Here is a 12,488-nt window from a genome sequence, read left to right as displayed (position 1 = left end):
TTTGAAAAGGCAATTTTTAATTATTATGCATTAGCAGGTGGTGTAAAAACTCTAGTAGCTAATTCATCATCCAGCATATACAATCCTGCAGGATTATCCTTTACTCTTCTAAGTTTTTTTATAATGTTGTTGAAAGTATCCTCTTCCTCAACCTGCTCATCAATAAACCATTTTAAAAGGCTCATAGTAGCATGTTCTTTTTCTTCCAAGGCTATATCTGAAAGATTATAGATTCTTTTTGTTACAGTTTTTTCATGCTCTAAAGCTTTTTCAAAAACATCAAGTATATTTTCAAACTCATTTGAAGGCTGATGTATTCCTTCCAAGAATACTCTTCCGCCCATTTGATTTATGTAGTCAAAGAATTTCATAGCATGAAATCTTTCTTCTTGAACTTGAACTTTAAAGAAATTAGCAAGTCCATTTAAATCCTCAGATTGGCAATAAGAAGCCATAGCTAAATAAACATATTCTGAATAAAGTTCATAATTAACTTGATCATTTAATGCATCAAGCAATCTTCTAGATAACATAATATCATCTCCTGTTCATTAAATTAAAACTACAGTTTATACTAAAATTATACATTTAATATAAAGGTTCTGCAATTAATATTATTTTTTGCTTAATCCTAGCTTTACAAAGGTATAAGGTGCTCCTGCTATAAACCAGAATCCCCAAAGAGAATATATAATAAATGTAGATATGTGGTGCTTTAAATGTATATTTTTAAAAATTATTTCTATTAAAACTACTCCAACTATACCTATTAATAACTTCATTGCTTGTTTATAGCCTTCAGCTTTAGGATTGAAATTAATATATCTGCTTTCTGCTAATGACCCTAGATAAAATCCAAGTGAAAGGGCAGCAGCTTTTAAATAATCTTCGCTTTTGAAAAAAAACAATCCAAGCAAAGCTGGAATCACAAGAATTAAGCAGTAATTCAAATTTCTTTTTTCTTCTATCTTATTCACTATTATTATGGATAAAGCAACACTAATTATTCCCAAAATAGCTCCGAAGATTACATCATGAGGCCAATGAACTCCAAGATATAGTCTTGAAATACCCACTAAAATTATAAAGATAGCTCCAACCAGATATAGTATTTTATTTTTATAAATAATCATCAATGATGTCCAAAAAGCTGTGGTATTTTGAGTATGTCCACTGGGAAAAGAACTTCCTGTAGCAGTTTCAGTTCTTAAAGAAAATATTCCTTCTTTTCCAATAGGTCTCACTTCATTAACCAAGTTCTTTATTGAACCGTTTAACACATTGCTGAAAATAAGTGCAAAAGCAATTCTGAAGCCTTTTTTCTTATTAAAGCACCAATATATAACTACCACAAAAAATATTAATGTAGGTGCTTCACCCAGCATAGTTATTCCTTCAAAAAAGTAATCAAGAATGCTGTTGTGGAATGATTGTAAAAATTTTATTACTTCCATAAAAGCTCCTTTCTATAAAATAAATGTAATGTATCAAAATATTTGGGCCTGTTTTAAATCAGTGGAGATTTTTATATTAATTTATAACATTCCTTATTTACGGGGTTTCTATTAGATTATCCCAATCCTTTAAGGTAGTTAAAACTTCAGCTATGGTTGGACTTTCTGCATTTCTAACATAATATCCAGAGGTAGCATTTCCAAAATAAGCTGCAGAGGCAAGGTCTAAACCCATTAAAAGTCCGAAGCATAATCCAGTATTGAAATTATCTCCTCCCCCAGTTGAAAGCTTAGGCTTTTTTATAAAAAGACTAGGACTTTCACTAAAGCTTTTTTCATCCCAAGCTAAAGCGTTGTTCAAAGTATGTATAACTAAGGAGTCTATCTTCAATTCCTTATATATGAGTTCACCTATTTCTTTTATTGGAGAGGAAGGTGATGCTTTGAAAAGTGTTTCGTACATAAGCATAGCTTCATTTTCATTAAGACTTAAAACAACTCTATTGTAATCATTGAATTCATTAATTAATTTTATGACTTCCACTATATCACTATAACTTCTGTTTGAAAAATCTGCCAAGTCAAAGAAGTATATTCTTGATTTATTTTTAGCAGTTCCACAAAATATATCATCTAAAATACCTTTAAAAATATTATTTAGGTATATTATGCATGTCCAATTTATTAGGCATACTAGGTCAGTATTCAAAAAATAATTTTTTAGATCCTCAATGCTTAATTTCGATTTAATCCAATCCCAGTCCATTTTATCGAAAAATTCTCTTTGGGAAAACATTATTTTTCCATCTGTAAATTCTAAAGCTGTAGTTAGACAGGGAGTTCCTATGGTATGAAGCTTACAGTTTGAAGATATTTTATTGAAAACAGGATCTACATCAGGATAGCCTAGATTTCCTATGCAGTCAGTAGCCACACCAAGCTTACCGAAAGCGTGAGCCATTATAGGACCATTACCTCCAAGCTTTGTAAAGCTTTCTCGAAGCTCTATTCCGCAGCTTTTACCGCTTTTGGATACAATATGATTTCCGAAACTAGATATATAATCAAAAAAATCGATATTTCCCTCCGAATCCTTCATTTCAACAGGCTGAACTATTTTATCTATAAATCCATCCAAACCTACAGTAACTTTTTTATTTTTAACAAACTCTTTTACATCATTGACTTCCTGTATTATCTCTTGTCGAACCTTTTTCATTATTTTGCTCCTTTCAAAAATGGAAGAAAGTTTTAAATCCTTTTTAAAACATAGCCCTTCTTTATAAGTTCAATAATAAGATTTTATCAGCAAATAACAGGCTTTTCAACATAACCGCATATCATATGAATATTTTTTATAATATAGTAAGCATACAATATTGCAAACACTTAAATGAATAAGTATAATAAGTACATAATTTCTAAGTTAAAAAAGGTTTTCGGAGAGTGTTAATATGTCAGTTACTATTAATGATGTAGCTAAGGAAGCAGGAGTATCAATCACTACTGTTTCAAGAGTGCTAAATAATAATTATCCAGTTAAAAAAGAAACTCGATTAAAGATAGAAAATGCTATAGAAAAGTTAAATTATAAGCCCAATGTGATGGCGAGAAGCCTTATAACTAAAAAAACATCTATGATAGGTGTAGTAGTCCCAGGAATAACAAATATATTTTTCCCAACCATAGTTGAGGCTATAGAAAAAAATATAAAACATATGGGATATAACATATCCTTATCTAATACCACTGGAGATGCATTTGCAGAAAAGGACATAATTGAAAATATAATTGCCAGACAAGTAGATGGCATCATCGTGATAGATCCTAGAAGAGAAAATATTGAAAGTGGATATTATGAAGATATTGCAGAGAATCTGCCTGTGGTTGTTATTAATGGATATCCCCATGGAGAGAAATGCAGTTTTGTATGTTATGATGAAGAAATAGGCTCAAGAGAAGCTTTTGAATATCTTATTTCATTAGGGCATAAAAAAATTGCGTTTGTACGAGGGCATAAGAGCTATTCCTATGATATAAAAGAAAAAGTATATTTGGAGACACTAGATAACAATAATTTAAACTACAAAAAAATACTGGATGTAGGAATGGGAAATAGTATAGAGGTTGTTGAAAGCACCCAAAAGCTTGTAGAAGAAATGCTCAGAAAAGGAGAGATACCTACAGCTATATTTGCCTGCAATGACTTAATGGCAGTGGGAGCTATGAATGCCTGCAGCAATTTAGATATAAAAGTACCCCAAGATGTATCTATTATAGGCTGTGACAACACAATGATAGCTAATATAAGCAATCCTAGGCTTTGCTCAGTAGATTTAGATATGAATGGTATAGGAAAAAGGGCAGCAGAAGAAATGCTTAAGATAATAGATAACAATTCTGCACAAGGAAAGAATATAACCATAAAAACTAAGCTTATAGTCAGAGAAAGTTGTTCTAGAGTAAATAATTAAAGCTATTGAAAAGGTATAGATTTTAGTATATAATGAAATTAGAAAACGTGAATATCACGTTTTTTTCTAAAGGAAAATAGAAAACCTTTTCTATTTTCGCTGTAAAATTAAAATAGTTTTATAAATAGCTTAATCGAGGGAGATGTTAATATGGGGCAAATACAATGTGCTATGGATATTGAAAGATTATTGGCTTTTGCACTGCAGCATGAAATGATAGAAGAGCTAGATGTTATTCCAACAAGAAATGCTTTGATGGATCTTCTTAAAATATCGGAGCCTTATGAAGGAAAATTAGCTAGTGAAAAATTTGATGTACCTACAGAAATTCTTAACAGCATATTAGATTACTGCGCAGAAACAGGAATTCTAGAAATTGACACAGTTAATTATAGAGATTTGCTAGATGCTAAAATAATGGGATTATTTATGCCAAGAGAATCTGAAGTGGTTAATAAGTTTTATGAATTAGCCAAAAAGGAAGGAATTGAAAAAGCTACAGATAAGTTTTATGCTTTGTCCCAAGCTTCAAATTATATAAGAATGGACAGAATTAAAAAGAATTTATACTGGCTTGCGGATACAGAGTATGGAGATATAGAAATAACAGTTAACTTATCAAAGCCAGAAAAGGATCCTAAGGATATTGCAGCTGCTAAGCTTCTTCCTCAATCTCAATATCCTAAATGCTTGCTTTGTATAGAAAACGTTGGCTATGCCGGAAGAGTAAATCATCCTGCAAGACAGAACCATAGGGTTATACCTGTGGAATTAAAAGGAGAACAGTGGTATTTTCAGTATTCCCCTTATGTTTATTACAATGAGCATTGTATAGTTTTCAAAAAGGAACATGAGCCTATGAAGATATCAGAAAATACCTTTAATAGACTTACTGAATTTGTAGAAAAATTTCCGCATTATTTTATTGGTTCAAATGCAGATTTGCCAATAGTAGGAGGTTCTATACTTACCCATGAGCATTTTCAGGGAGGTAAGCACATATTTCCTATGGAGGTAGCAAAAGAGGAAGTGAAATTCACTAATAGAAAGTATGAAACTGTAAAAGCAGCTATAGTTAAATGGCCTCTTTCTGTAATAAGGCTTAACAGCAATAATAAAAAGGAAATTATATCCTTAAGCAATGAAATACTTAGTGCCTGGAGAGAATACAGCGATAAAACAGCAGATATTTTTGCATATACCTATGAAGAAGAAAAAGCTGTACCTCATAATACCATAACTCCTATTGCAAGAATCAATGCACAGGGTGAATACGAAATGGACTTAGTGCTCAGAAATAACAGGACTAGTGAAGCTTATCCAGATGGAATTTTTCATCCTCATAAGGAACTTCATCATATAAAGAAAGAAAATATAGGACTTATAGAAGTTATGGGACTTGCTGTATTACCAGCAAGACTTCAACAGGAATTAGCTAGCATAGCTGACATAATCACAGGTGATGAGAACTTGGATAGTGTGTCCGAAGAATCAGATTTATTTAAGCATAAAACCTGGATGGAAGAGCTTATAAATAAGTATGGAAATAAAATTGATAAAATGGAAGTCGAAAATATATTGAAGCAGGAAGTAGGAAATAAATTCTTACAAGTACTTTTAGATGCTGGTGTTTATAAGAAAAATGAAAAAGGACTTGAGGCATTTACAAACTTTATGAAGAGTGTTGGATTTGATTTAGAAAAATAGAGTTAATGATATAGGAGGAATTAATTATGGAACTAAAAGAATTAAAAGAAAAATTTGTAGAGCTATATGGAGAGGGGCAGGTTAGAAGTTTTCATTCCCCTGGAAGAGTTAATCTTATTGGAGAGCACATAGATTATAATGGAGGCTATGTATTCCCCTGTGCTTTAGAGTTTGGTACCTATGCGTGTGTAAGAAAAAGAGAAGATAACAAAGTAAATTTAGCAAGCACTAATTTTGATTTGCAGGTTTCTGTAGATGTAGAAAACATTGTTTTTAAAGAAGAGGATGATTGGGCAAATTATCCTAAGGGCGTGATAAAAATAATGAAGGAGATGGGCTATAAGGTGGGAGGTATGGATATTGTAATAAGCGGAAACATACCTAATGGAGCAGGCTTATCCTCATCAGCATCCCTTGAACTTTTAATAGGAGTTATAGTAAATAATTTATTTAATGCTGGAAAGATTGAGCAAGTTGATTTGGTTAAAATAGGACAAAAGGCTGAAAATGTTTTTGTAGGAGTAAACTGCGGAATAATGGATCAATTTGCAGTAGGAATGGGCAAGAAGGGGAAAGCTATTCTATTAAATTGTGACACCTTAGATTATGAATATGCTAATGTAGATTTAAAGGATTATTGTTTAGTTATAATGAATACCAACAAGAGAAGAGCCTTGAATGAATCAAAATACAATGAGAGAAGAGCCGAATGCGATGAAGCTTTAGCCAAGCTTAATGAGGTAAAACCAGTGAAGGAGCTTTGCAATCTTTCATCAAAAGAATTTGAAGAGATAGCAGGGGTTTTAGACAAAGAAAATGTAAGAAATCGAGCAGCTCATGCAATTTATGAGAATGAAAGAGTAAAGGAAGCCTTTAAATGCCTTAATGAAGGTAAATTAGAGGAGTTTGGAAAGCTTCTTACAGCTTCTCATAATTCCCTAAGAGATCTTTATGAGGTTACAGGCAAGGAATTAGATACCATCGTAGAGGAAGCATTAAAGGCAGAAGGCTGCATAGGTGCGAGAATGACTGGAGCTGGTTTTGGCGGATGTGCTATAGCTGTTGTGAAGAAAAACAAGACTGAAGAATTTAAGAGTTCTGTAGGAGAAAATTATAAATCCAAAATAGGCTATAGGCCTTCCTTCTATATGAGTGGAATAGGTAATGGTTCTGTAGAAATCTAGAGTTATAAATATAGAAAGGGCAGAGGAAGTATCGCATACTTTTCTGCCCTTTTATATTTGAGCATATAAGATTACTCGCATTGGAAAAATAATATAGGTGGTATATAGATGATATTTATTGTATAATATTAAAAGCCGACAATAACTTAGGATGACTTAATTATATTATATATCGGATGTGAGAATATGTTTAAATATAAAAGAAAGACTGTACATATTTTGGTTATAGCAGTACTTTTGGTAGCTATATTAGTTAGCTGCGGTTATAGCACTACTAAAACTTCCAATATCATTAATACTACTAAACCTGCAGTTCAATTAAAAGGTGATGTGACAATTTGGTGTTACCAAACCTCTGAGGATATTATAAAAAATGCCGCAGAAAGCTTCAAAAAAAAGTATCCAGAAGTGAATATAAACTTAATTCCTTTAACTGAAGAAGAAATAAAAAACAATTACGAAAAAAATTTAAATTCCGGTAAAGATATACCAGATATTATTGAAACTAAAACAGAAAATGTTTCATATTTTATTAATAAATACCCAGACAAGTTTAAAGATTTAAAAAATATTATCAGCAGCCTAAAAAGTTCTATTTTTAGCTGGAGGTTAGATGAACTAACCTTTGATAGTAAAATATATGCCATTCCATGGACAGTAAATCCTATAGTCATGCTTTACAATAAAAAATTATGTGATCAATATAACATGGATCCTTTTGATTTTAAAACCTGGGAAGATTTTAAAGCAGCTGGAGAGGATATATCAAGAAAAAATCCATCTTTAAAAATGATAGCGTTAAGTAAAGAAAATAGCGACAATTTGCTTAAATATATATTAAGGGAGTCTTCTCAAGGGCTTGTAGATAGCGATACTGGTGTGGATATTAGCGATAGCGCAAAAGCAATTAGCATAATTAAAAGTCTTAAAGCTAGTAATCTTATATATGATGAGAGTGATTCAAAAAATGAATTAGAGGATTTAAAGCAGGGAAAAGCTTTGAGTATGCTGGCAGATAGCAGACTACTTAAGACTATATTTGATGATGCTAGTTTCAGTTGGGATATAGAAAGGCTTCCAGCCTTAGAAGCAGGCGGGAAAAATAGCGTAGAGGGCGATGAGAGTTCATTTATGTTAAGTCAGGGTGATACGGAAAATTCAGCGGCTTTAGAATTTGCAAAATTTATAGTAAGCGACAGCACTGTGAATATTAATGCTTTATCTACAACCGGCAACCTTTCTTCAGTAAATGACTTCAGATATCTTCCGGCATTTAATTCTTCCAGCAATAATTTTGGACAAAAAAAGCTGTGGAGATTTTTGATGCAGGAGGCATCTGAACAAACCTCTATAAAGTACTTTGGTGATTATGAATATTTCAGTTCCATGCTTTTTGATGCAAAAAGTAAAATTATTTATCAGAATGCAGATATGGAATCAAGTCTTCAGGATTTAAATAAGAAAATTAATGAACAGGGTGATGTTAATTGATATCACCCTGTAAAATTTTTGAGTAGCTCTCAAGAGTTTTATCAGCAGTGAGCTTCCAGGAATACTGAGAAGCTCTTTTTAATCCTTTCTCACTCATCTCATTTCTTAGAGTTTCATTGGATAATACATTTCCCAGTGCATCTATGAGATTAGAATTATCATATGGATTTATAAGAATTCCAGCATCATTAACCACTTCTGGGATGGAAGAAATATCGGATGTAATAACTGGAGCTCCGCAGCTCATAGCTTCTAAAAGAGGAAGTCCAAATCCTTCATACAGGGAAGGATATACAAAAACCTCAGCGGCATTGTAAAGAACAGGGAGATAATCTTCCTCTACAAACTCCGTAAAAATTACCTTAGAGCTAATACCAAGGCTTTCCGTTAGTTCCTTTAAGACAATACCTTCATCTCTAAGGGAACCTATTATTACTAAAGAGTGCTCTTTATCTAAATTATTATAAATTTTAGAAAAAGCCATTATCAGTGATTTTACATTTTTCCTTGGAGAAAAACCTCCTACATATAGAATGTAGGGAGTTGTTATATTAAATTTAGTTTCTAATATATATTTACACCAGTTCTTATCCATGCTCTTATATTTCATATCTGTGGCAAGAGGAGTAACAAATATTTTATCCGGATTTATAGGGAAAAATTTAAGAATATCCTTTTTTGACCATTCTGATACAGTAATAATGGCATCACAGTTTTGTATTACCTGCGGAACCTCTTTGAGAAACTGCATAAGATAACCTTTACCAACGGTTTCAGGCATTATATAAGGGATAAGATCATGTACAGTTATTACTTTTTTACAATTAATGCTGTCTGAGAGCCCTATACCGTTTTGGGGCACGTGATAAAGATCTATATTTTCTTTTAATAAATTATTTGGAATATAACTTTGCTGAAAAAAACGGTGATGTCTTTTAGAGGTCATTATTATTTTCGAATTCTCTGAAAAAAATGGATCATAGCTGTCACCGGACCAATATATGTGAAAATAATTATCGTAAGATAATTTAAGCATATTACTTAACAGGTTTTGAGTATAGGTTCCAATTCCAGTACCTCTATACCAATTGATACCTCTTGCATCTATAGCAATTCTCATATAACCCTCTCTCTCCTTATAATGCTGATACCTCATGCTAATATACATATTATTAATGAACACAAAATGTGCTATATAATAAAAAATTATATTTATATTTATTAGGTTCACAAGATAAAGTTCATTCATATAATAAAAAAGGAATAAAAGTTTGGAGGTATGACTTTTGGATACAGCTTTTTTAAAATACCAGGTTGAAAAAAGGTATGATATCCACATAGATTCCATAAAAAAAATTAAGAACGTGTATAAGATATGTGATAAAGAACATAAATACTGTCTGAAGGTTATTAAATATGAACTTGGACATTTCTTGTTTATATTGCAGGCTATAAATCATCTTATTTTAAATGGGTTTAATAATGTGCCTTCAATTATAGAAACTTTGGATGGACAGCAGTATATAAGTTTAGAAAACTATTATGCATACCTTACTCCATGGATTAATGCAAGGGAGAGCAATTACGATAATCCAGTGGATATAGAAAGAAGTGCGAAGATTTTAGCAGAGCTGCATGTAAAAAGCAGAGGATTTCAGTTAGAAAGGGAAATGAAGCCTAGAATAGGGTGGTTCAAGTGGGCTGAAACCTTTAATGTGAGGAGAAAAGAAATACTGGATTTTAAGTGGAGAATAGAAAGAAAGAGTGAGCTTACAGATTTTGACAAGCTTTACTTGGAAAATGCAGAGAATGAAATGTTTAGGGCGGAATGCGCCATAAAGCATATTGAAAATAGCCAATACTACAATAAAATGATGCAGGAAGTTAATCTTAGAGGCTTTTGCCACCATGATTTTGCTCATCATAATGTACTTATTGATATAGAAGGTAAGGCAAATGTAATTGATTTTGATTATGTTATATTAGATTCTCACCTTCATGATCTATCCAGTTTGCTTCTAAGAAGAATGAAGAATGGAAAATGGGATATTGATGGTGCTAAATTTATATTGGATGCTTACTCACTTGTACATGAAATTTCAGAAGAAGAGATACCCATAATGGCGTCTTTTATGGAATTCCCTCAGGATTTTTGGCAGGTAGGCATACAATACTATTGGGAAAAACAGCCGTGGGAAGAAGACTTTTTTGAAAAAAAGTTACTGAGAATAGTAGAAGACAGTGATGATAAACAAGAATTTATTGAAGAATTTATGCACTTCAAATATAAGTAGAGAAGGTGATTTTTAATTGAAAATTATGCCTCTTAAGGATTATGAAGAATATTTAAGAAGCTTAAATATAATGGTACTTAAAACGAATGAAGAGGTAAATAAAGAAAAAGTATATACGGCTGAAGACATATGTAGCCAGCTTAGAGTGATTAATGAATTTCATAAGGCAACTATGGGGTATGATGAATATTTTGCATTTAAATTGGAAAATTGTACAGGCAAAAAAGTTGAACAATACAAGGTATATATTAAGAAACTGAAAAAGGATATAAAAAAAATATCTCAGAATGGAGCTAATAATAATTTTGAGAAAGTTTTGCTTAGCAGTTACCAAAAAATCCTAGACAAAGGTGAAGAGTGTATTAAATCCATATATGAAAACTCCTATTACGAAATCATAGACAGAAGTATGAGAAGAATAGAGATATGCTTAGGAAATACTTGGTTCGATAATTTAACTAAAACAGATACTCTTTGGGTTAGAACTCTAAAGAGAAGCTGCTTCAATATGGTTGAATTTGACGGAATTTATCTTTTATCAAAGCTTGAGAAAAGGGGCTATGATATCGATATAAAAGAATCTGTTAGATATTTTTGCGATTTAGAACAGCTAAATAGTAAAAGTGAGAAATTTATATTAGCGATGATATCATTTCCTTCAGAAACTATGAGGTGCTTTGAAAGGTACAGAAGGGATAAAAATAATCTGGAGGGTAGAAATTATGAAGCTCAGATATACAGAGCTTTAGAAAAAGATGGCATCAGCGTTATTTAAAGAAAGGTGGTGTCAAAAATAGTTGACAGTATAAGGTATAGTGATAAAAAGTTTTTGTCCAGATATGATTTATATATTGATCTTTTCAATAGATTTGATTTAAAAGTGAACGATGTTGTGCCGCTGAGAAACGTATTCCTTATATTCAGTGATAAAGGAAAAAAGATATTGAAAAAAGTTGAGTATTCTAGAGATAAATTAGAATTTATATACGATGCAGTAGAATATATCAGGAAAAGCTTTGACAGAGTTATGAGTTTTACGAGGACAAAAGAAGGTGAAATTTTTACAGTTTGGAATGGAGAACTATATTGTGTGCTGGATTTAGTAGAAGCTAGGGAATGTGAATTCACCAATCCTATTGACGTAGCCATTGCAGCAAAGGGTATGGCAGAGATGCATAGAGCATCAGAAGGATTTAAAACTCATATATCAGAAAGATATATGGTTGGTAAGACCATAGATAATTTTAAACGTAAATATGAAGAATTAATATTTTTTAAAAACTTAGCTAACTTACATGAATATAAAAATGATTTTGATAAATTGTATCTCTCTAATCTAGGCTACTACTTAAATGAAGTAGAAAAAAGCATAGAACTATTAAAAGAAGCCCCTTACTTTAAAATTTCCAGCGAAGAAGATAAGATAGCCATATGTCATCATGATTTAGCACATCACAATATATTAATAAAAGATAATTTAGCATATTTTATTGATTTTGATTATGCAGTAGTAGATATAAAGGTTCATGATTTGTGCAATTTTATAACCAAAGCTATTAAGAATTTTGCTTTTGACATGGACAAAACCAAGGATATTATAAATGCATATAGAAGTGCTAATTCCTTAGATATAAGGGAGTTAGCCATTTTAAAGGCTCTGCTAGCATTCCCAGAAGATTTTTATAGTATATCTAAAGACTATTATTCCAGAAGAAAAGAATGGGATGAAGATACGTTTTTGGATAGGTTTGAGAAAAAATTAGAATATAAGGAAGATAGGGAAGATTTTTTAAAGGGTTTTCAGGAATGCATCATAAATGAGAAATAAATATGAAAATTAACTTATACATTATGATGTTTCATATGTATAAGTTAAGTTACATA

At 31.5% G+C, this 12,488-nt stretch carries 11 protein-coding genes; 7 read left to right on the top strand and 4 right to left on the bottom strand.

Annotated features, from left to right (window positions below; all coding sequences use genetic code 11):
* Positions 1 to 23: 23 nt before the first annotated feature.
* From IAI10_RS03085 to IAI10_RS03075, 3 genes are all read right to left on the bottom strand, one after another.
* Positions 24 to 533 (bottom strand): ferritin, encoded by a 510-nt coding sequence (locus IAI10_RS03085; RefSeq protein WP_315671827.1) that lies wholly within the window; start codon positions 531 to 533, stop codon positions 24 to 26.
* 81 nt (positions 534 to 614) lie between these two features.
* On the bottom strand, positions 615 to 1,454 hold the full coding sequence (locus tag IAI10_RS03080) for a phosphatase PAP2 family protein (protein ID WP_315671826.1): 840 nt from the start codon (positions 1,452 to 1,454) through the stop codon (positions 615 to 617).
* A 97-nt stretch (positions 1,455 to 1,551) separates the two neighbouring features.
* Positions 1,552 to 2,673, bottom strand: a complete 1,122-nt coding sequence (locus tag IAI10_RS03075; RefSeq protein ID WP_315671825.1) for a carbohydrate kinase family protein — start codon at positions 2,671 to 2,673, stop codon at positions 1,552 to 1,554.
* A gap of 235 nt (positions 2,674 to 2,908) precedes the next feature.
* Here IAI10_RS03075 and IAI10_RS03070 point away from each other — a divergent pair, with 235 nt between their 5' ends.
* From IAI10_RS03070 to IAI10_RS03055, 4 genes are all read left to right on the top strand, one after another.
* Positions 2,909 to 3,928, top strand: a complete 1,020-nt coding sequence (locus IAI10_RS03070; RefSeq protein ID WP_315671824.1) for a LacI family DNA-binding transcriptional regulator — start codon at positions 2,909 to 2,911, stop codon at positions 3,926 to 3,928.
* A 150-nt stretch (positions 3,929 to 4,078) separates the two neighbouring features.
* Positions 4,079 to 5,635, top strand: a complete 1,557-nt coding sequence (galT, locus tag IAI10_RS03065) for a UDP-glucose--hexose-1-phosphate uridylyltransferase (RefSeq protein ID WP_315671823.1) — start codon at positions 4,079 to 4,081, stop codon at positions 5,633 to 5,635.
* Positions 5,636 to 5,661: 26 nt separating this feature from the next.
* Positions 5,662 to 6,819, top strand: a complete 1,158-nt coding sequence (locus IAI10_RS03060) for a galactokinase (RefSeq protein ID WP_315671822.1) — start codon at positions 5,662 to 5,664, stop codon at positions 6,817 to 6,819.
* 186 nt (positions 6,820 to 7,005) lie between these two features.
* Positions 7,006 to 8,310, top strand: a complete 1,305-nt coding sequence (locus IAI10_RS03055; protein WP_315671821.1) for an ABC transporter substrate-binding protein — start codon at positions 7,006 to 7,008, stop codon at positions 8,308 to 8,310.
* On the opposite strand, the gene IAI10_RS03050 is transcribed toward IAI10_RS03055, so the two are convergent.
* Positions 8,303 to 9,430, bottom strand: a complete 1,128-nt coding sequence (locus IAI10_RS03050) for a glycosyltransferase family 1 protein (protein WP_315671820.1) — start codon at positions 9,428 to 9,430, stop codon at positions 8,303 to 8,305. The genes IAI10_RS03055 and IAI10_RS03050 overlap by 8 nt on opposite strands.
* Positions 9,431 to 9,596: 166 nt before the next feature.
* Here IAI10_RS03050 and IAI10_RS03045 point away from each other — a divergent pair, with 166 nt between their 5' ends.
* Genes IAI10_RS03045 through IAI10_RS03035 form a run of 3 tightly spaced genes read left to right on the top strand, consistent with a single transcriptional unit; the run spans position 9,597 to position 12,432 of the window.
* Positions 9,597 to 10,604, top strand: a complete 1,008-nt coding sequence (locus tag IAI10_RS03045; protein WP_315671819.1) for a CotS family spore coat protein — start codon at positions 9,597 to 9,599, stop codon at positions 10,602 to 10,604.
* Between the two features lie 16 nt (positions 10,605 to 10,620).
* Positions 10,621 to 11,379 (top strand): spore coat protein, encoded by a 759-nt coding sequence (locus IAI10_RS03040; RefSeq protein WP_315671818.1) that lies wholly within the window; start codon positions 10,621 to 10,623, stop codon positions 11,377 to 11,379.
* An 18-nt stretch (positions 11,380 to 11,397) separates the two neighbouring features.
* Entirely contained in the window at positions 11,398 to 12,432 is a 1,035-nt protein-coding gene (locus IAI10_RS03035) for a CotS family spore coat protein (RefSeq protein ID WP_315671897.1), read from the top strand.
* Positions 12,433 to 12,488 lie beyond the last annotated feature (56 nt).

This window comes from Clostridium sp. 19966 (assembly GCF_032335695.1).
Lineage (GTDB): Bacteria > Bacillota > Clostridia > Clostridiales > Clostridiaceae > JACTOJ01.
The sequence above is the reverse complement of the archived record's forward strand: the minus strand, read 5'-3'. Positions and strand labels throughout refer to the sequence as shown.

Excerpts from the sequence above, each read along its gene's own strand:
- IAI10_RS03055 (WP_315671821.1), top strand. The coding sequence starts at position 7,006 with ATGTTTAAATATAAAAGAAAGACTGTACATATTTTGGTTATAGCAGTA.
- IAI10_RS03080 (WP_315671826.1), bottom strand. The coding sequence starts at position 1,454 with ATGGAAGTAATAAAATTTTTACAATCATTCCACAACAGCATTCTTGAT.
- IAI10_RS03085 (WP_315671827.1), bottom strand. The coding sequence starts at position 533 with ATGTTATCTAGAAGATTGCTTGATGCATTAAATGATCAAGTTAATTAT.
- IAI10_RS03050 (WP_315671820.1), bottom strand. The coding sequence starts at position 9,430 with ATGAGAATTGCTATAGATGCAAGAGGTATCAATTGGTATAGAGGTACT.
- galT (WP_315671823.1), top strand. The coding sequence starts at position 4,079 with ATGGGGCAAATACAATGTGCTATGGATATTGAAAGATTATTGGCTTTT.
- IAI10_RS03070 (WP_315671824.1), top strand. The coding sequence starts at position 2,909 with ATGTCAGTTACTATTAATGATGTAGCTAAGGAAGCAGGAGTATCAATC.
- IAI10_RS03075 (WP_315671825.1), bottom strand. The coding sequence starts at position 2,673 with ATGAAAAAGGTTCGACAAGAGATAATACAGGAAGTCAATGATGTAAAA.
- IAI10_RS03060 (WP_315671822.1), top strand. The coding sequence starts at position 5,662 with ATGGAACTAAAAGAATTAAAAGAAAAATTTGTAGAGCTATATGGAGAG.